Annotated in this window: 19 protein-coding genes; 11 read left to right on the plus strand and 8 right to left on the minus strand. The window is 62.4% G+C overall.

Translation table 11 applies throughout. From position 1 onward, the window contains the following. Window positions 1–51 precede the first annotated feature (51 nt). The gene (gene pcsA, locus CAF80_RS20095) at window positions 52–774 is read left to right on the plus strand and encodes a phosphatidylcholine synthase (RefSeq protein WP_039767868.1); all 723 of its coding nucleotides are present in this window, start codon (window positions 52–54) and stop codon (window positions 772–774) included. 63 nt (window positions 775–837) lie between these two features. On the opposite strand, the gene CAF80_RS20100 is transcribed toward pcsA, so the two are convergent. Next, entirely contained in the window at window positions 838–1650 is an 813-nt protein-coding gene (locus CAF80_RS20100) for a class I SAM-dependent methyltransferase (RefSeq protein WP_074687803.1), read from the minus strand. A 25-nt stretch (window positions 1651–1675) separates the two neighbouring features. Further along, window positions 1676–1948 carry a DUF4242 domain-containing protein gene (locus CAF80_RS20105; RefSeq protein ID WP_039767851.1) on the minus strand — a complete coding sequence of 91 codons (273 nt, stop codon included), beginning with the start codon at window positions 1946–1948 and terminating at the stop codon, window positions 1676–1678. Between the two features lie 228 nt (window positions 1949–2176). On the opposite strand from CAF80_RS20105, the gene CAF80_RS20110 reads away from it, so the two are divergent. Continuing rightward, window positions 2177–2638 (plus strand): GNAT family N-acetyltransferase, encoded by a 462-nt coding sequence (locus tag CAF80_RS20110; RefSeq protein WP_085667830.1) that lies wholly within the window; start codon window positions 2177–2179, stop codon window positions 2636–2638. Between the two features lie 18 nt (window positions 2639–2656). On the opposite strand, the gene CAF80_RS20115 is transcribed toward CAF80_RS20110, so the two are convergent. The 3 genes from CAF80_RS20115 to CAF80_RS20125 all read right to left on the minus strand — a co-directional run bounded on the left by CAF80_RS20115 (window position 2657) and on the right by CAF80_RS20125 (window position 4628). Next, window positions 2657–3871 carry a cytochrome c biogenesis protein DipZ gene (locus tag CAF80_RS20115; protein WP_085667831.1) on the minus strand — a complete coding sequence of 405 codons (1215 nt, stop codon included), beginning with the start codon at window positions 3869–3871 and terminating at the stop codon, window positions 2657–2659. Between the two features lie 77 nt (window positions 3872–3948). Next, the gene (locus CAF80_RS20120) at window positions 3949–4329 is read right to left on the minus strand and encodes a hypothetical protein (protein WP_085667832.1); all 381 of its coding nucleotides are present in this window, start codon (window positions 4327–4329) and stop codon (window positions 3949–3951) included. A 29-nt stretch (window positions 4330–4358) separates the two neighbouring features. Further along, window positions 4359–4628 (minus strand): DUF2790 domain-containing protein, encoded by a 270-nt coding sequence (locus tag CAF80_RS20125; protein WP_039767844.1) that lies wholly within the window; start codon window positions 4626–4628, stop codon window positions 4359–4361. 306 nt (window positions 4629–4934) lie between these two features. On the opposite strand from CAF80_RS20125, the gene CAF80_RS20130 reads away from it, so the two are divergent. From CAF80_RS20130 to CAF80_RS20145, 4 genes are all read left to right on the plus strand, one after another. After that, window positions 4935–5675, plus strand: a complete 741-nt coding sequence (locus CAF80_RS20130; protein ID WP_011333526.1) for a response regulator — start codon at window positions 4935–4937, stop codon at window positions 5673–5675. Continuing rightward, entirely contained in the window at window positions 5672–6976 is a 1305-nt protein-coding gene (locus tag CAF80_RS20135) for an ATP-binding protein (protein ID WP_074687799.1), read from the plus strand. The genes CAF80_RS20130 and CAF80_RS20135 overlap by 4 nt, the downstream gene beginning before the upstream one ends. Window positions 6977–7068: 92 nt before the next feature. Further along, the gene (locus CAF80_RS20140) at window positions 7069–9249 is read left to right on the plus strand and encodes a hypothetical protein (protein WP_074687798.1); all 2181 of its coding nucleotides are present in this window, start codon (window positions 7069–7071) and stop codon (window positions 9247–9249) included. After that, window positions 9236–10270 (plus strand): NAD(P)/FAD-dependent oxidoreductase, encoded by a 1035-nt coding sequence (locus CAF80_RS20145; RefSeq protein ID WP_074687797.1) that lies wholly within the window; start codon window positions 9236–9238, stop codon window positions 10268–10270. Before CAF80_RS20140 ends, CAF80_RS20145 begins: the two co-directional genes overlap by 14 nt. Window positions 10271–10272: 2 nt before the next feature. Here the strand turns inward: CAF80_RS20145 and CAF80_RS20150 are convergent, their stop codons facing one another. Continuing rightward, window positions 10273–11022, minus strand: a complete 750-nt coding sequence (locus tag CAF80_RS20150) for a DUF2063 domain-containing protein (protein ID WP_074687796.1) — start codon at window positions 11020–11022, stop codon at window positions 10273–10275. Beyond that, entirely contained in the window at window positions 11015–11854 is an 840-nt protein-coding gene (locus tag CAF80_RS20155) for a DUF692 domain-containing protein (protein WP_074687795.1), read from the minus strand. The genes CAF80_RS20150 and CAF80_RS20155 overlap by 8 nt, the downstream gene beginning before the upstream one ends. A gap of 343 nt (window positions 11855–12197) precedes the next feature. Here CAF80_RS20155 and CAF80_RS20165 point away from each other — a divergent pair, with 343 nt between their 5' ends. Next, window positions 12198–13244: a class I SAM-dependent methyltransferase gene (locus tag CAF80_RS20165; RefSeq protein WP_074687794.1), complete on the plus strand. Its 1047-nt coding sequence runs from the start codon at window positions 12198–12200 to the stop codon at window positions 13242–13244. Between the two features lie 81 nt (window positions 13245–13325). Then, on the plus strand, window positions 13326–14174 hold the full coding sequence (locus CAF80_RS20170) for an NAD-dependent protein deacetylase (RefSeq protein WP_074687793.1): 849 nt from the start codon (window positions 13326–13328) through the stop codon (window positions 14172–14174). On the opposite strand, the gene CAF80_RS20175 is transcribed toward CAF80_RS20170, so the two are convergent. Continuing rightward, a complete protein-coding gene (locus CAF80_RS20175) occupies window positions 14158–15036 on the minus strand; it encodes a LysR family transcriptional regulator (RefSeq protein WP_039767829.1) in 879 nt (292 codons plus the stop codon). The two genes, CAF80_RS20170 and CAF80_RS20175, sit on opposite strands and share 17 nt — an antisense overlap. 274 nt (window positions 15037–15310) lie before the next feature. On the opposite strand from CAF80_RS20175, the gene CAF80_RS20180 reads away from it, so the two are divergent. The 3 genes from CAF80_RS20180 to CAF80_RS20190 are packed head-to-tail and all read left to right on the plus strand — an operon-like array spanning window position 15311 to window position 17892. Further along, the gene (locus tag CAF80_RS20180; protein ID WP_007956274.1) at window positions 15311–16009 is read left to right on the plus strand and encodes a CoA transferase subunit A; all 699 of its coding nucleotides are present in this window, start codon (window positions 15311–15313) and stop codon (window positions 16007–16009) included. A 24-nt stretch (window positions 16010–16033) separates the two neighbouring features. Continuing rightward, window positions 16034–16699, plus strand: coding sequence for a CoA transferase subunit B (locus CAF80_RS20185; RefSeq protein ID WP_039767826.1), 666 nt, complete (start codon window positions 16034–16036; stop codon window positions 16697–16699). An 11-nt stretch (window positions 16700–16710) separates the two neighbouring features. Next, complete coding sequence (locus CAF80_RS20190; RefSeq protein ID WP_039767824.1) at window positions 16711–17892, plus strand: acetyl-CoA C-acetyltransferase; 1182 nt, start codon at window positions 16711–16713, stop codon at window positions 17890–17892. Window positions 17893–17980: the final 88 nt, after the last annotated feature.

The following is a 17980-nucleotide window of genomic DNA, read 5'->3' on the forward strand; positions in this document are numbered from 1 at the left end:
TTGCTGCCCGAGGGTTTACGCGGCTTGCTGCATTTTCTGGAGAACGCCTTCGTGATATCGACCGTCCACATCGCCAGGCTCAAGGCCTGGGGCGCCCATGGTTTCACCGCGACCGGCGTGGTCACCGCCTTCCTGGCCACCCTTGCCCTGCTGGAAAACCAGCCAATCCACTGCCTGATGTGGCTGGGCGTGGCGCTGATCGTCGACGGCCTCGACGGGGCGCTGGCGCGCAAGGTCAACGTGCAGTCGGTGTTGCCGAGTTTCGACGGATCGATCCTCGATCTGGTGATCGATTACCTGACCTACGTGTTCATCCCGGCGCTGTTCATCTATCGCTACATTCCCCTGCCTGACTACACCCTGCTGCTGACCGTGTCGCTGATTCTGGTGTCGTCGTTGTTCTGCTTCTGCAACGTCAACATGAAGAGCAAGGACAACTACTTCGTCGGCTTCCCCGCCGCCTGGAACGTGGTTGCGTTGTGTCTGTACATCATCGATCCGGGGCCGTGGCTCACCTTCCTGACGGTGATTGGCCTGGCGCTGCTGACCGTGACCCGCATGAAATTCCTGCATCCGTTCCGGGTACGCCGGTTCATGCCGATCAACATTGCGGTGACGGCGATCTGGCTGTTGTGCAGCTTGTCACTGGTGCTGAACCACCCGGTGATCAACCCGCTGGTGATGGGCCTGTGGCTGCTGGCGTCGGCGTACTTTCTCGGCATCTGCATCTGGCGCACGGCGCTGGAGTGGTTTGACAGCGCGCATCTGAAATAGAAGCCCTGTCGCGATCCCTGTGGGAGCGAGCCTGCTCGCTCCCACAGTTGTTTTGCATGACGCTCAGCGTTTGGTGATGACTACCTCCAGATACTCACTCGGCACCACCATCGATTCCGCCCCCGCCCGGTTCAGCCCGTCGATCAGTAGCGTCAGGTCTGTTTCCAGCGCCTGCCCGCTCTCCGGCGGCAACGCCGCGAACGCCTTGTGTACCGGGCCGTACCAGTGGCGAAACACATCAATGAAATGCGCCGCCGAGCGATAGCGGAAGTTGAAGTGGCGCCGAGTCACCTGCAACTGAAACTGGCGATCGTCGAAATGCGAATGCAGCCAGGCTTCCGCGCCCCAGTTCGAGGGCGGTTGCGCAACGGGTGGCGGTGGCAGGTAGCGACCGAGGGTCTTGAACATCTGGCCGACGAAGCCTTCCGGCGTCCAGTTGGCCAGGCCGATCCGTCCGCCACGGCGACAGACCCGACCCAGCTCCTTGGCCGCTTTCGCCTGATCCGGGGCGAACATCACACCGAACGTCGACAGCACTGCGTCAAAACTGGAATCGGCAAACGGCAGCGCTTCGGCATCGGCGACCTGAAAGGTCACCTCCAGATGCTCGGCGCGCGCCCGATCCTGGCCGCGTTCCAGCAACGCCGCGACATAGTCGGTGGACGTCACCAGACAACCACGGCGTGCCGCCGCGAGCGTGGCATTGCCGTTGCCGGCGGCGACATCCAGCACTTCTTCATCGCAGCGCAGGTCGCAGGCTTCGGCGAGGGTTTCGCCGACGATTTGCAGCGTGGTGCCGATCACGGCGTAGTCGCCACTGGCCCAGGCGACTTTCTGGCGTTCCTTCAGGGCGGTGAGATCAATGGGGGTACTCATGAATCGGTGCTCCACGGCAGAGGGGTCAATCGGCGGTGGTCGGGTCGATGATGCTCGTCACCCGGGCCACGCTGTTGGCCGGAAATCCCCCACGCCTGGCGTGTTCGCGTACCAGTTCCTCGTTGGGTGCGATGTACACGCAATAGATCTTGTCGGCAGTCACATAACTCTGCAGCCACTGCACCTCTGGCCCGAGTTCACGCAGCACGTTGCAGGACGTTTGCGATACGGCCTTGAGTTCTTGCTCCGATAGCTTTCCGGCTCCTGGAATCTCGCGTTCAATCACGAACTTCGGCATGGCAACCTCGCATTCTTTTTATGGATGTCAGAGCCGTTGGCGGCCCTGCTCGCCCACTATCGCGCGGGCGCTGTCCGGCGTCCCTGCCAATCGTCCGGAGAGCCCGTAAAACCGGGCATTGGCCGATGAATGGCGGGATTTTGTAAAGGCCCCGAAACACTGTCGGGGGTTGCCAACGCGCCGGCTGATCGGCTCTCATGCAGGCCCTCACCGGAACGGAATTCGATCATGTCCTTGCGCTTCGAATGGCTCGCCGATCACCTGCAGCACAGCGACACTTACGCGGCGTGGATCCACCGCCAGTTTCACTACGAATATGCCGAGCAACCTTTGGCCGAATGGCAGCGCGAATTTGCCGAGGGCCAGACCAATGGCGACTGGCGTTGCCTGATTGCGCTGGACGGGGATCGACTGCTGGGCGGTGCGGCACTGGCCCGGGCGGATCTGGCCCTTCGACCGGATCTGGGGCCGTGGCTGGCCTGTGTGCTGGTCAGCCCCGAATCACGCGGCCAGGGCCTGGCAGAGAGGTTGATCGAGGGAATTGCTGACGAGGCGAAAAAACGGGGTCTGCCGCGTTTCTACCTGCACACCCAGAACAAACAGGACTATTACGCCAAACGCGGCTGGACGGTGCTGGAACGCTTTCATGCCTGGGGCAACGAACAATGGCTCATGGTGCGCGACCTGTGAGCCATTGAGTTTCGCGGTTTACGCAGCAGGCGCCTTGGCCTCTTTGAGCAGTTGCTGAATCATCTGCTCCTGCGCCTGATAACTGCCTTCGCCAAAGTGGGTGTAACGCACCTGCCCCTTGGCGTCGACCAGGTAATGCGCCGGCCAGTACTGGTTATCGAAGTTGCGCCAGATCGCGTAGTTGTTGTCGATGGCCACCGGGTAGGTGATGCCAAGCTTCTTCACCTGATCCTTGACGTTGTCGATGATCCGCTCGTAGCCGTATTCCGGGGTGTGCACGCCGATCACCACCAGACCGTCCTTGCCGTACTTCTTCTCCCACTCTTTGACGTACGGCAGGGTGTGCTGGCAGTTGATGCAGTCATACGTCCAGAAGTCCACCAGCACCACTTTGCCGCGCAGGGACTCAGCCGTCAGTTCCGGCGAGTTCAGCCATTGCACCGCACCGGACAGCGACGGCATCGCGCCTTTGCCCGCCTCGTCTTCAGTCGAGTCTGCACGGACTTTGCTGACGAAGTAGTCCACGACTTTCGGCACGTTCTCCAGCACGCTTTTCTCGACCGATGCCACGCCTTGGGACGAAGTGTTGGCCAGCAGCAGGTTGTCGGCACCGGTGGCGATCACCGCCGCCGTCGCCAGCACCGCAACACCCGCACCGCGGCGGAACCAGCCAGTGAAAGGAATCGACGGTTTCAGTCGGTTGACCAGGCCGCGACCGGCGAAGATCAGCGTTCCCAGCGACAGCGCACTGCCTACGCCGTAGGCCAGCAGCAACAGGCTGGTCTGGGCATTGGCGCCTTGCAGCATGGCACCGGTGAGGATCACGCCGAGGATCGGCCCGGCGCACGGCGCCCACAGCAGACCGGTGGCCACGCCGATCATGATCGACGCCATCGGGCCGGTCTTTTTCCGGCTGTCCGGGTCGAGGCGATTGCCCAGCAGCACGAAGGGCCGCGCCAGCCAGTCACCGATGCGCGCGGAAATCAGCGACAGCGCAAACAGCACCATCACCGCCAGCGCAATGTGGCGACCGGTGTTGCTGGCCTCAATCACCCACTCACTGCTGACCACCGCCAGGCTGGAGATCAGGGCAAAGGTCAGGGCCATGCCGCCGAGGGTCAGCAGGATCGAAGAACGGGTGCGGTCGGCTCCGGCGAACAGAAACGGCACCACCGGCAGGATGCACGGGCTGAGGACAGTCAACAGACCGCCCAGGAAAGCGATGAGAAACATGAGGTTCACCTTTTGAATGAGGGGTGGTCTGTTGAGTGGTTCGGGGGGCGCCCGTTACGGGCAGCCCCCTTCAATCCTCAAACCGTCTGGCTGTCCAGCCATTGGCTTTGCGGCGTGCGGCTGGCACCGTTCCCGGCCAGCGTCTGGCCTTGCGGCGTACGGCTGGAGCCGTCGGCAGCCAATGTCTGGCCCTGTGGCGTACGGCTGGAGCCGTCGGCAGCCAATGTCTGGCCCTGTGGCGTGCGGCTGGAGCCGTCGGCAGCCAGTGTTTGGCCTTGTGGTGTGCGGCTGGCGCCGTCGGCGGCGATCAGGCCGTCGCTGCCCGGCTTGGCCACCGGGGCCAGTTGGAAGCAGGTGCTGCTGCCACAGCTGTTCTGTTCGACGGCAGCGTTGGCGTGGGCCGCGACGCCGGCGAGGGAGAAGGCAACAGCGGTCAGATAGCGCGATACGTTGTTCATGGCGATGTTCCTTTTATAGAGGTAGGTAATCAGTTGTCTTCGTTGCAGCCGTCGGCGAATTTGCGGTAGTCGAGCACCTGGGTCTTGCCGGCCGAGTCGAGGTAGGTCAGGCGGGCGTCGACGATGCCGCAGGTCATCGAGTTGTCCTGTTTCAGCGACACCACTTTCTGGATGTCCAGGTGGCTGCCGTAGGAGTAGGTTTGCGGAGTGACATCGGCTTCGGCGCGGGCCGACAGGGTGCAGATGTTCAGAGCGGCAAACAGGCAAGCGGCAGCGATCGATTTGGTCTTGGCGTTCATGGCGTTTTCCTCGGGGCTTCAATGGTTGAATCGTTGATTGGGCCGAGGCGTTCTGTGTGTGCCTCGATGGAGCTCATTTAAAGCTCGCGAGGTATCGCGCATGTGTCGGCAAATGCCGTGTATAAATCGCTACGTATCCGCGCCCGCCCGGGATACACAGCGATACAAAACCCTGTAAAAATCCGCTTTTTGCGTCGGTGTGTATCCGTCACAGCGCTGGATACACTGCAATACAAAGGCAGGCAGGCGGCCTCGCGCAGGCTCGATAGACTGCCCGGCAATCCCCTTTGATTGAGGTTTGGCCCCATGGAACATGTCGATCACATCCTGATCGTCGACGACGACCGCGAGATTCGCGAACTGGTCGGCAATTACCTGAAGAAGAACGGCCTGCGCACCACAGTAGTTGCCGATGGCCGGCAGATGCGCAGTTTTCTGGAAGCCAACACCGTCGACCTGATCGTGCTCGATATCATGATGCCCGGCGACGATGGCCTGCTGCTGTGCCGCGAATTGCGCTCGGGCAAACACAAGGCCACGCCGATCCTGATGCTCACCGCGCGCAATGATGAAACCGACCGCATCCTCGGCCTGGAAATGGGCGCCGATGACTACCTGACCAAACCCTTCGCCGCCCGCGAGCTGCTGGCGCGGATCAACGCCGTGCTGCGCCGCACGCGAATGCTGCCGCCGAATCTGGTGGTCACCGAAAGTGGCCGGCTGCTGGCGTTCGGTCGCTGGCAGCTCGACACATCGGCCCGGCATCTGCTGGACAAGGACGGCACCATGGTCGCGCTGAGTGGCGCGGAATACCGTCTATTGCGCGTGTTCCTCGACCATCCGCAACGGGTGTTGAGCCGCGATCAATTGCTGAATCTGACCCAGGGCCGCGACGCCGATCTGTTCGACCGTTCCATCGATCTGCTGGTCAGCCGTCTGCGCCAGCGCCTGCTGGATGACGCCCGTGAACCGGCCTACATCAAGACCGTGCGCAGCGAAGGCTATGTGTTCTCGCTGCCGGTCGAAGTCCTCGGAGCCCCCGCATGAATCTCGCCCTGCGCTGGCCGCGCACCCTCGCCTCCCGCTTGTCGCTGATTTTCCTGATCGGCCTGATCCTCGCTCAGGCGCTGTCGTTCGGCGCACAGTATTACGAGCGCTACGAAAGCGCGAAAAACACCATGCTCGGCAACCTCGAAACCGACGTTTCGACCTCGATTGCCATCCTCGACCGTCTGCCCGCCGAAGAACGCCCGATGTGGCTCAAGCGCCTGGCCCGCAAGAATTACGGCTATCTGCTGAGCGAGGGCGAACCGGGCACACCGCTGGACCCGCAGGACGTGCCGATTGCCGTCACCTCGATCACCGATGCGATCGGCGAAGCGTACCCGCTGACCTTCACCGATATTCCCGGCCCGAAAAAACACTTTCAGGGCCACCTGCGCCTGAGCGACGGCAGCCCGGTGACCATCGATGTGCGCCCGTCGATGGTGCCGCTGTCACCGTGGCTGCCGGTGGTGTTGCTCGGGCAACTGGCGCTGATGCTCGCCTGCACCTGGCTGGCGGTGCGCATCGCCATCCGCCCCCTCACCCGCCTCGCCAACGCCGTGGAAACCCTCGACCCCAACGCTCACCCGATCAACCTCGACGAAAAAGGCCCGAACGAAGTGGCCTACGCCGCCCGCGCCTTCAACTCGATGCAGGCGCGCATCGCCGCGTACCTGAAAGAGCGCATGCAACTGCTGGCGGCGATCTCCCACGACCTGCAAACCCCGATCACCCGCATGAAACTGCGGGCGGAGTTCATGGACGATTCGGCCGAGAAAGACAAACTGTGGAACGACCTCGGCGAGATGGAACATCTGGTGCGCGAAGGCGTGGCCTATGCCCGCAGCATCCACGGCTCGACCGAGGAAAGCCGGCGCACCAACCTGGATTCGTTCCTCGACAGCCTGGTGTTCGACTATCAGGACATGGGCAAGCAAGTGCAGTTGAGCGGCAAGAGTGAGGCGGTCATCGACACCCGCCCCCACGCCTTGCGCCGGGTGCTGGTCAACCTGACCGACAACGCGTTGAAGTTCGCCGGCGCTGCCGAACTGCTGATTCAACGCGACAGGAACGGCCTCTCGATCAAGGTCATGGATCGCGGCCCGGGCATCGCCGAAGAAGAGCTGGCCCAGGTGATGGAGCCCTTCTACCGCGTGGAAAACTCGCGCAACCGCAGCACCGGCGGCACCGGGCTGGGGCTGGCGATTGCCCAGCAACTGGCGATGGCACTGGGCGGTTCGCTGACCCTGAGCAATCGTGAAGGTGGCGGATTGTGTGCGGAGCTGAAATTGCCACTGAGCTGAGCGCCAGCGGTCGCTACTGTCAGATCTGACAGTAGCCGGCCGGGCAGAATTATTGTGGGATGACACCTCGCTCAGCCGTCGCGTGGTGAACCATGTCTCTGCTCGAAACTGTCAATCAAGCATGCCAGCGGCTCGCGCCGGGTGGCTGGCACTCGCTGTTGCTGGCCCATGGTCTGGACATTCTTGCGGTACCGCTCAAGGCCGAACTGCTCAAACCGCTGCGTATCGACCGGACTGTTCCCGGTTTCGAGGACTTTTGCCCGGCCGGCAATCGAGCGATCGAACCTTCCCGGCCCGCTCAGAGCCTGCTCTTTCATGCATTGGCGTCACCACGGGTCACGCGCGACGCGGGCGGTCAGCCCCTGCAAACGTATCCAACCCCAGCCGAAATCGAGGCGGTGCTGAACTATGTCTTCGGCGTCCAGCCGCCCACGCTCAAGGATTTACAGCGACAAGTCCAGGGCGAACCGCTGGCCGTGGCAGTGTTTGCCAGCGAATACCGTTGCGCCGCCGACACGGTGCATGGTGAGCACGCCGATCTGTGTTATTCGCGTACAGGCATTGCCCGTGTAGGCAATAGCAGCGAACTGTACTCCCCCGATCTGCGCTCATTCTTGCCCTTCGTTGAGAATGACGCCTATGGCATTCGCATAATGCCGGTGCATTACAGCGCCTATATCGCCGTGCAACGCCAAGGAAATCACGAACAGTTCGGCCCGATGGATGCTCAGCCAGACGTCGATCCCGCACTGAAATTCTGGGTGCCGATGCACAAGCTGTTCGATGGCAAGGAATGCCTTGCGGGACTGGATCTGGAGGTGAAATTCAAAGCTTTTCATATCAATGAAAAGATTCGCCACATCCATCTGCGTCACAGCGACACCGGCTGGCAAGAACCGGATATTTCCCAATACCCATTTGTCATCACCGATGGTCTGGCAACGCTGGAGGTGGAGCGCGGATCGGGGTCGAGTCTACTGTTGCCCCGGCCCAGACCCAGGCTCGCCGAGCAGGCCCATTACCGGGGCCAGTTGTTGTCATTCACGATGCCCAGGGACTCGGGAGGCATGATCCACGGTCGGTCAATGCTCCACGACGATGGCACGATCGAAGATCTGAACCACCGCGAGGGTGTCGCCGAGCTGGTGAGGCAAGGCGGCTATCGCGCCCTGCACCATCGGGACGGCACGGCCGACGGTTGTATCAGTGCGCACTGCACGTCGCTGGGGCATCTGCAGTCGATACCTGCCTATTCGATCATTGCCCCCCCGGATTTCTTTCCGTTTTGCCACCCGCGCCGCCTGATGCACTGGGCCAGCCAGGTGCCAGCCTTTACCGACCCGAACATCTGGCATGCCCGACTGCAGGCGTTATCGAATGTGCGCTATTGCCCCAACCTGGCCCTCAAGGGTCAACCGTTCTCCCCGGAGGATCGAGGAGTCACCGCGATAGTCGGCTTGCCGCACAAGCTTGGCTCAACGCCGTTGGCAGGCACACACCTTCCCGGTATTGATCGCCCTTCTACATTGCCGGACGGCGAAGCCGGGCTTTTCGCCCCCGGGTGGGGGGTGGGCCAGGTTCGCGAGCAGAGCCCGGACGGCAGCTGGATCAACCGTCTCGCCGGTTACCAGATGGCCAGCCCTTTTCCCGAGGATGCAAGAATCTGCGCAGCATTGGGCTCTTTCTGGCCAGGCCTGGCACCCGATTCCGCTCGCATATACGAACCACGCTCCAGCCTGCCCACCATCATCCCGTTGACCGATGCGGAAACCGGAACCGGCAACGTCGCCTGGGACAACCAGCCACCCCCGCAACTGATCCAGAATCAGGGTCGGATGTTCGTCCGCTATCGCGCCTACGAATACAGCGATTACACACAAGTCGCCCTTGAAAACAGATTCTCCCTGCAACAGACCGGCGCAATAACCCAGCAGGAATATCAAGACCGGGTGCTCTCGATGTACCGCGTGTACAACGTACTCGGTGCGGGAACCGACATGACCTTGCGTAATACGTGGCCGTTGCTGTCCTTCATCCGTGTGCAGCGCCCCGACCCGGAACTTGATTCGGCGCAACAGCAGGTCGGCATCGTGTTACGCGGTTGGGTCTTTCGCTTCCTGATATACAAACGTGGCACCGAAAGCATCCCTGTCGAAGACTTCAGATGGAGGGATGTGCAGGTCAAGCAACTGGTACGACTGTTTGCCAGCGCCGAAACGATACTGGTCAAACACGAAAACACCACGTGGCAGCTCGCCCTTGAAGTCCTTTGATGTCGTGGTGATCGGCGGCGGTCCGGCAGGGTCTGCGGCGGCGATCGGTTGCGCACAGCGCGGCTTGCGCGCGGCATTGATCGAGCGTCATGACTTCCCGCGATTTCGTCCCGGTGAGAGCCTGCATCCAGGCATTGAACCTGTTTTGCAGCAACTGGGCGTCGCCGGGCAACTGTGTGCGCAGGATGCGTTGCGTTTCAACGGGTATTGGGTGCAATGGAACGAGCCGTTGCGTTTCAACGGTTTCGGTAGTGACGACAAGGGTCCATGGCGGGGCTTTCAGATTCCCCGGGCAACGCTGGACACAGCGCTATTGCAGCACGCCGCAGCGCTGGGGGTGATGGTGTACCAGCCGTCTCGCGCGCTCGCCGTCCTCAGCGAGAAAAATCGTGTGACCGGTGTCAGAACCGATTCAGGCCCGTTGCACGCCGACTATGTGATCGATGCCAGCGGCGCGTCAGCCTGGCTGCATCGACAGCTGGGATTGACCATCCGCCGCTGTTCGCCACGCCTGATTGCCCGCTACGGTTACGTCCGGGGTTGTCCACTCGCTTACCAACACGCACCGCACTTGTCGGCGGGCCCTGCTGGATGGACGTGGATCGCCAGGGTACAGGCGCAATTGACGCACTGGACGCATCTGGCATTCGAAGCGCCAAACCTTGGCCACCCAACCGTGCCGGAACCGCTGCAACACTTGCCCACGCAAGGCGCCATCCACGGCGCCGATGTGACGTGGCGCATCAGCACCGCAGCAGCCGGTGGCGGCTACTTCATGGTCGGCGACGCGGCCAGTCAGCTTGACCCGGCGTCTTCCCATGGCGTGCTCAAGGCCTTGATGACCGGCATGCAAGCCGCGCAGGCGGTGTATGACTGCCTCGGGCAACCCTCTGTCCAAACGTCGGCTCAGCGGCAATACAAACAATGGCTGGGTGACTGGTTCGAGAAGGACATGGCACAACTGCGTCGCTTCTACCGCCTTCATCCTGATCCTCCACGCTGGCTGGCTGCTGACGACTGATTTCAGACAATGCCGATCACACCGTCCTCATGCATCTGGCGCAGCAACGCCAGTCCGCTGTCCATGAACGACGCAGTTCCGGGCAATCCCGCCTCCATCGCCAACCCTTGCAACTGCTCGCGACCGCTCAGCAACGGGAACTCGTCGATCCGCTGCAACAGCCGCCACGCCAATGGGCTCAACTCGGAAAACTTCACACTCCAGTCCGTCGTGCGCCGCACCAGCAACAGCGTCGGCTGGGCCGGCGGCGTGGCCGGTTGATGATCCGGCCCGAGCATCTGCACCGGCCAGGTGTACGCCAATGCCCAGGCCAGCGCCGAGACCTGCAACGGCCGCTCCAACAAGTGCGCCGGATTGCTCGCAGGCAAGGGTTCAGCGTCAGACTGCTGCAATACCATTTCCACCCATTCGTAATGCGCCAGTTCCACCAGAAACGCCGGCCAGTCACCCGCGCTCAATACAGCGGGCTCCGACGCCAGGTAACCGACAAACTCCTCGGCGATCTCGCCGAATTTCGGCGTCTGCGCCCGGTAGTCCCGCAGGAAGCCACGAATCAATGTGCGCCAGCGTTCCTGGCCGATGATCCGGATCAGCACAGGAAACGTGCTGCCCAGCAGTTGCGAGACGTTGTTGAACACCAGATCGCGATAGACATTGACCCGTGCCGCGTTCATGTCGGCGGGCGGCGCTTCATGCTCTGGATCGCGCAGGTAGCGGGTCAACGCCTGTTGTTGCCGCAGAAGATTATCCACGCGGGCCTCCTTCGATTTGCAGACGGCGAATGGTTTGCAGCTCGGCCACCAGTTCAGAGAACGCGGGGAAATTGAAATCCCGCTCCAGCAAGGTCGGCTGCGCGCCGAATCGGGCATAAGCGTCGGCCAGCAACGACCAGACCACCGGTTTGACCGAGGCGCCATGGGTGTCGATCTTCAGCGTGTCGGACTCGTCAAAGTGCCCAGCCACGTGCATCCCGACCACCCGGCCCGGCTCGATGGCGGCCAGGAACGTCTGCGGGTCGAAACCGTGGTTGATCGAGTTGACGTAGACGTTGTTCACGTCGAGAAGCAGGTCGCAATCGGCCTCGCGCAGCACGGCGTTGGTGAAGGTCACTTCGTCCATGTCCTGCCGGGGCGCGGCGTAGTAGGAAACGTTTTCCACAGCCAGCCGCCTGCCGAGAATGTCCTGGGCCTGGCGAATCCGCGCGGCGACGTGGTGCACCGCTTCTTCGGTGAACGGCAGCGGCAGCAGGTCGTAGAGGTGACCGTCGTCGCTGCAATAGCTCAGGTGTTCGCTGTACAGCGGCACCTTGTGCTGATCGAGAAAGGTTCGCACTTCCCGGAGAAAGCCCACGTCCAGCGGCGCCGAACCGCCGAGCGACAACGACAACCCGTGGCAGGACAACGGATAGCGCTCGGCCAGCTCGCGCAACGCGGCGCCATGGGCACCGCCGACGCCGATCCAGTTTTCCGGCGCCACTTCGAGAAAGTCGAAATCGCCGGTGCGCGCGGCCTGCAGGTCTTTCATCAGGCCGCGACGCAGGCCGAGCCCGACGCTGGCCTGCAAGGAGGGGTGGGGAATCTGCATGGGCAAGATCTCTACTGAGGAGCCGCCGGGCGTGGCGACTGACAGGTTCAGTAAAACCGGCGGGTGTATCGCGGCTGTGTGGGTAATGCGGGGGAAGTGGCGGGATTTGTATCGGCGGCGGGCCTGTACACAGTGGGATACAGACACCGTCGCGATACACAACCCCGAAATCCACACAGCCCGCTCCCGCCAGCGCCAACAGCGGCTAGACTCAATCAGTACCCAGTCGAGGGGGACGCAGGACAGCAGTGTCGCCCTGCCCGTTTCCACGACCACCGCCCGGTGGTGAATGCCTCGACCCCCAACGCCACCGGACTGTGATCCTGTCAAAGGAGCACATGAAATGGACGAGGCCAGACTCAATGAATTCATGGGCAAACTGGTCAACGACATGGGCGGCGCGGCGATGCTGGCCAATGTCATTGTCGGCGAAGAACTCGGCCTGTATCGGGCAATGGCCGACAGCCAGCCGATCAGCCCCGAAACCCTCGCTGCAAAAACCACCTGCAACCCGCGACTGGTGCGCGAATGGCTGAGCGCCCACGCGGCGTCCGGCTACATGGAACACCACGACGGCAAATTTCGTCTGCCGGAAGAACAGGCGCTGGCCCTGGCCAAGGAGGATTCGCCGGTGTACGTGGCCGGCGGCTTGGGCGTGGTGGCGTCGTTTTTCCATGACAAAGACAAACTGGTCAAAGCCATGCGCGGCAACGGCGCCCTGCCCTGGGGCGATCACCATCCGTGCATGTTCACCGGCACCGAGCGCTTCTTCCGCCCCGGCTACAAGGGGCATTTGATCGCCGAGTGGCTGCCGGCGCTGGACGGCGTGGTGGCCAAACTCGAAGCAGGCGCCAAGGTCGCCGACATCGGCTGCGGTCACGGTGCGTCCACGGTGATCATGGCCCAGGCCTATCCCAACTCGCGGTTCGTCGGCTTCGACTATCACGCACCTTCGATCACCGTCGCCACCCAACGGGCCGAAGAAGGCGGCGTCAGCAGTCGCGCGCGGTTCTTCCAGGGCACGGCGAAAAGCTATCCCGGCGATGACTATGACCTGATCTGCTATTTCGACTGCCTGCACGACATGGGCGACCCGGTCGGAGCTGCCAAACACGCCTTTGAATCCTTGAAAGACGACGGCACGGTGCTGCTGGTCGAGCCGTTTGCCAACGACACCCTGGACGAAAACATCACGCCGGTCGGACGCTTGTTCTATGCCGCGTCAACGTTCATCTGCACACCAAATTCGCTGTCCCAGGAAGTGGGCCTCGGCCTCGGTGCGCAGGCCGGCGAGTTGCGCCTGCGCAAGGTATTTACCGAAGCGGGCTTCAAACACTTCCGGCGGGCGACGCAGACGCCGTTCAACCTGATTCTGGAGGCGCGCAAGTAACCTCGGGCAGCGGACGCCTCTGAAAAGAGGCGTCCGTCGGTGCTAACCTGCAAGGCACTTACCGCCTGCGGAGCGCTGATCATGCTCGACCGTCCCCTCCCCGACCCGCTCGACTATTTGCAACAGGTCATGGCCGACGGCGACTTCATTGTGCTGACCGGCGCCGGCATCAGCACGCCGTCAGGCATTCCGGACTACCGCGACAGCGACGGTGTGCGCCGGGGCCGGCAGCCGATGATGTACCAGGAATTCCTCGCTGCCCCGCAATCGCGCCGGCGCTATTGGGCCCGGGCCATGCTCGGCTGGCCACGGGTGCGCCAGGCGCGACCGAACGCTGCCCATGAGGCGCTGGCCAGTCTGCAAAGCCACGGCCGGATCGGCGGCCTGATTACCCAGAACGTCGACACCCTGCACGATCAGGCCGGCAGTCGCGATGTCATCGAACTGCACGGCAGCCTGCACTGGGTGCTGTGTCTGGATTGCGGCCAGCGCAGCGAGCGGGACTCGATTCAGCAACTGATGGAAACGCAGAACCCGTATCTGGCGGGCGTCGATGCCGTGCAGGCACCGGACGGCGATACTCTGCTCGATCCGGCTTTCGAGGCGCGCTTTCAGGTGCCGCATTGCCCGCATTGCGCAGGCGAGCGGATGAAACCGGACGTGGTGTTTTTTGGCGAGAACGTGGCACAGCCGACGGCGGCGCGGGCCATGGCGCTGGCGGAAAATGCCGCCGGGATGCTGGTGGTCGGTTCGTCGCTGATGGCGTATTCGGCGTTTCGCTTGTGCCGGGTGATTGCGGATCGGGGCAAGCCGCTGATTGCGATCAATCTGGGGAAGACGCGGGCGGATGAGTTGCTGGATTTGAAGATTGAAGCGTCGTGCGAACAGTTGCTGCCGCTACTGGCACAACGCCTCAATGCTCAGCCTTAAGGATGTCGAACAACGCCTGCGCCGCCGCCGACAGTTCATTCCCCGGATCCGTCAGCACGCCAATCGCCCGCTCCACCACCGGCTCGTGCAAGGTCAGGCAATGCGCGCCCAACTCGCGCATCTGCCCGGCACACAAGGCCGGCACCGCACTGACGCCCAGCCCGCTCGCCACCATCCGCCCGACCGTCGCCAGTTGATGGCTTTCAAATTCCACCGGCAGTTTCATCCCTCGAGCCTGCAAGTGTTCTTCCAGCATCACACGCACCGTGGACGGTCGTTGCAGGGTGATGAACGGCTCCTGCAGCAAGGTCTGCCAATCAATGTCACTGCGATCAGCCAGCGGCGAATCCTGCGGCACCACGGCAACGAAACGATCGCGGTAAAGCGGCGTGAACGTCAGCGAGGTGTTCTGCATCGGCTCGAAGGCCACGCCGAGTTCGACCTGACGATCACGAACCATTTCCAGCACTTGCTCGTTGATCACGTCGTTGACCGTGACGTTGACGTTCGGATAACGCGCGCGAAAGGTCTTGAGGATCGGCGGCAGCAGATTGCCGGCAAACGACGGCATCGCCGCCAGCGTCACCCGCCCGCGCTGAAGGCTGAAGCGCTGGCGCATTTCGTCTTCGGCGTTGTCCCAATCGGCGATCAGGCGCCGGGCCAGCGGCAGCAGCGATTCCCCTTCCGGGGTCAGCGCCACGTTGCGCGTGTTGCGACTGAACAGGCGCCCGCCCAGGCCTTCTTCCAGCGCCTTGATGGTCAGGCTCAGTGCCGACTGCGACAGGTGCAGACGCTCGCAGGCCACGGCGAAGCTCAGGCTCTGGGCGACGGCGAGAAAGGCGCGGATCTGCTTGATGGTCATGAACGCTATGCTTCCCTATCAGAGTCTTGATCGTTCCCACGTCGAGGCGTCGAACCGTCTGCGTGGTAACGCAGCCCGTGACGCTCCGCGTCACTGGGACGCAGAGCGTCCCCGGAGGCGTTCCCACGCGGAGCATGGGAACGATCAACAAAGCCAACTATTGAGCTTTATCAATCAATCAACCTTAAAAATCAACTTAACAAATATATCCTTGAGCGCGACACTCCAGTCATTCGGCTAGCCAGCCGCCCGACAAACAATAAAAGAGGTGCATATGGCAGGTTTCGACAAGCGCGTGTATTCCTACGAGGAAGCCATGGCAGGTCTTGAAGACGGCATGACCGTGATCGCCGGCGGCTTCGGCCTGTGCGGCATTCCGGAAAACCTGATCGCCGAGATCAAGCGCAAGGGCACCCGCGACCTCACCGTCGTCTCCAACAACTGCGGCGTCGATGGCTTCGGCCTCGGCGTGCTGCTGACCGACCGCCAGATCAGCAAGGTGGTCGCCTCCTACGTCGGCGAAAACAAACTGTTCGAAGAGCAACTGCTCAAAGGCGACATCGAAGTCGTCCTGACCCCGCAAGGCACCCTCGCCGAGAAAATGCGCGCAGGCGGTGCCGGCATTCCGGCGTTCTTCACCGCCACTGGCGTCGGCACCCCGGTCGCCGAAGGCAAGGAAGTGCGTGAATTCCACGGTCGCAAGTACCTGATGGAAGAATCCATCACCGGCGACTTCGCCATCGTCAAAGGCTGGAAAGCCGACCACTTCGGCAACGTCATCTACCGCCACACCGCGCAGAACTTCAACCCGCTGGCCGCCACCGCCGGCAAGATCACCGTGGTCGAAGTCGAAGAAATCGTCGAACCCGGCGAGCTGGATCCGGCACACATCCACACGCCCGGCATCTACGTCGACCGGGTCATTTGCGGCACGTTCGAAAAACGCATCGAACAACGCACCATCCGCAAATAATCCAGGCTGACGGAGAACAAGAACATGGCACTTACCCGCGAACAAATGGCTCAACGCGTCGCCCGCGAAATGCAGGACGGCTACTACGTGAACCTCGGTATCGGCATCCCGACCCTGGTCGCCAACTACATCCCCGAAGGCATGGAAGTCATGCTGCAATCGGAAAACGGCCTGCTCGGCATGGGCCCTTTCCCGACTGAAGACACCATCGACGCCGACATGATCAACGCCGGTAAACAAACCGTGACCGCCCGTATCGGCGCGTCGATCTTCAACTCCGCCGAGTCCTTCGCGATGATCCGCGGCGGCCACGTCGACCTGACCGTGCTCGGCGCCTTCGAAGTCGACGTACAAGGCAACATCGCCTCGTGGATGATCCCCGGCAAACTGGTCAAGGGCATGGGCGGCGCGATGGACCTCGTAGCCAGCGCCGACAACATCATCGTCATCATGACCCACGCGTCCAAGGACGGTGAGTCCAAGTTGCTGAGCCAGTGCAGCCTGCCGCTGACCGGCGCCGGGTGCATCAAGCGCGTCCTGACTGACCTGGCCTACCTGGAAATCGAAAATGGCGCTTTTGTCCTCAAGGAACGCGCACCTGGCGTCAGCGTCGAGGAAATCGTCGCCAAAACCGCTGGTAAGCTGATCGTCCCGGATCACGTACCAGAAATGCAGTTCGCTGCCGAGTGAGGAATTCGAAAATGCAAGACGTCGTCATTGTTGCCGCCACGCGTACCGCGATCGGCAGTTTCCAGGGATCGCTGGCCAGCGTCTCCGCCGTGGATCTGGGCGCAGCGGTCATCCGCCAGTTGCTTGAGCAGACCGGTCTGGACGGTGCCCAGGTCGATGAAGTGATCATGGGCCAAGTGCTGACCGCCGGCGCCGGCCAGAACCCGGCGCGCCAGTCGGCGATCAAGGCCGGTCTGCCCCACGCCGTACCGGCCATGACCCTGAACAAGGTCTGTGGCTCGGGCCTCAAGGCCCTGCACCTCGGCGCTCAGGCGATCCGTTGCGGCGACGCGGACGTGATCATCGCCGGTGGCCAGGAAAACATGAGCTTGGCCAACTATGTAATGCCGGGCGCGCGCACCGGTCTGCGCATGGGTCACGCACAAATCGTCGACACCATGATCAGCGATGGCCTGTGGGATGCGTTCAACGATTACCACATGGGCATCACCGCCGAGAATCTGGTCGAGAAATACGAGATCAGCCGCGAACAGCAAGACGCCTTCGCTGCCGCGTCGCAACAGAAAGCCGCCGCCGCCATCGAGGCCGGTCGTTTTGTCGATGAAATCACCCCGATCCTGATCCCGCAGCGCAAAGGCGATCCGGTGGCGTTCAAGGTCGACGAGCAGCCACGCGGCGACACCACCGCCGAATCCCTGGCCAAACTGCGTCCGGCCTTCAAGAAGGACGGCAGCGTCACGGCCGGCAACGCTTCGTCGCTGAACGACGGCGCGGCTGCCGTGATCCTGATGAGCGCCGAAAAAGCCAAGGCCCTGGGCCTGCCGGTGCTGGCGAAAATCGCCGCCTACGCCAACGCCGGCGTCGACCCGGCGATCATGGGCATCGGCCCGGTTTCCGCCACTCGCCGCTGCCTGGACAAGGCCGGCTGGAGCATCGGCCAACTCGACCTGATCGAAGCCAACGAAGCCTTCGCCGCACAGTCCCTGGCGGTGGCCAAGGATCTGCAATGGGATCTGGACAAGGTCAACGTCAACGGCGGCGCCATTGCCCTCGGTCACCCGATCGGTGCGTCGGGCTGCCGTGTGCTGGTGACGTTGCTGCACGAAATGATCAAGCGTGATGCGAAAAAGGGTCTGGCGACCCTGTGCATCGGCGGCGGTCAGGGCGTGGCCCTGGCACTGGAACGCGCTTAAGCGCAAAAGAGGTTCAACAGCGGGCGGCGGATCCACGACATCCACTGCCCGTTGGCAACAAACCCGGTACGACTCACGTCGCACCGGG

Source organism: Pseudomonas sp. B34(2017), from assembly GCF_002112915.1.
Lineage (GTDB): Bacteria > Pseudomonadota > Gammaproteobacteria > Pseudomonadales > Pseudomonadaceae > Aquipseudomonas > Aquipseudomonas pharyngis.

What these genes read in the sequence shown, in the direction of transcription:
- CAF80_RS20140 (WP_074687798.1), top strand. Translation starts at nt 7,069, where the DNA reads ATGTCTCTGCTCGAAACTGTCAATCAAGCATGCCAGCGGCTCGCGCCG.
- CAF80_RS20170 (WP_074687793.1), top strand. Translation starts at nt 13,326, where the DNA reads ATGCTCGACCGTCCCCTCCCCGACCCGCTCGACTATTTGCAACAGGTC.
- CAF80_RS20165 (WP_074687794.1), top strand. Translation starts at nt 12,198, where the DNA reads ATGGACGAGGCCAGACTCAATGAATTCATGGGCAAACTGGTCAACGAC.
- CAF80_RS20180 (WP_007956274.1), top strand. Translation starts at nt 15,311, where the DNA reads ATGGCAGGTTTCGACAAGCGCGTGTATTCCTACGAGGAAGCCATGGCA.
- CAF80_RS20185 (WP_039767826.1), top strand. Translation starts at nt 16,034, where the DNA reads ATGGCACTTACCCGCGAACAAATGGCTCAACGCGTCGCCCGCGAAATG.
- CAF80_RS20125 (WP_039767844.1), bottom strand. Translation starts at nt 4,628, where the DNA reads ATGAACGCCAAGACCAAATCGATCGCTGCCGCTTGCCTGTTTGCCGCT.
- CAF80_RS20115 (WP_085667831.1), bottom strand. Translation starts at nt 3,871, where the DNA reads ATGTTTCTCATCGCTTTCCTGGGCGGTCTGTTGACTGTCCTCAGCCCG.
- CAF80_RS20135 (WP_074687799.1), top strand. Translation starts at nt 5,672, where the DNA reads ATGAATCTCGCCCTGCGCTGGCCGCGCACCCTCGCCTCCCGCTTGTCG.
- CAF80_RS20155 (WP_074687795.1), bottom strand. Translation starts at nt 11,854, where the DNA reads ATGCAGATTCCCCACCCCTCCTTGCAGGCCAGCGTCGGGCTCGGCCTG.
- CAF80_RS20105 (WP_039767851.1), bottom strand. Translation starts at nt 1,948, where the DNA reads ATGCCGAAGTTCGTGATTGAACGCGAGATTCCAGGAGCCGGAAAGCTA.
- CAF80_RS20100 (WP_074687803.1), bottom strand. Translation starts at nt 1,650, where the DNA reads ATGAGTACCCCCATTGATCTCACCGCCCTGAAGGAACGCCAGAAAGTC.
- CAF80_RS20190 (WP_039767824.1), top strand. Translation starts at nt 16,711, where the DNA reads ATGCAAGACGTCGTCATTGTTGCCGCCACGCGTACCGCGATCGGCAGT.
- CAF80_RS20175 (WP_039767829.1), bottom strand. Translation starts at nt 15,036, where the DNA reads ATGACCATCAAGCAGATCCGCGCCTTTCTCGCCGTCGCCCAGAGCCTG.
- CAF80_RS20130 (WP_011333526.1), top strand. Translation starts at nt 4,935, where the DNA reads ATGGAACATGTCGATCACATCCTGATCGTCGACGACGACCGCGAGATT.
- CAF80_RS20120 (WP_085667832.1), bottom strand. Translation starts at nt 4,329, where the DNA reads ATGAACAACGTATCGCGCTATCTGACCGCTGTTGCCTTCTCCCTCGCC.
- CAF80_RS20110 (WP_085667830.1), top strand. Translation starts at nt 2,177, where the DNA reads ATGTCCTTGCGCTTCGAATGGCTCGCCGATCACCTGCAGCACAGCGAC.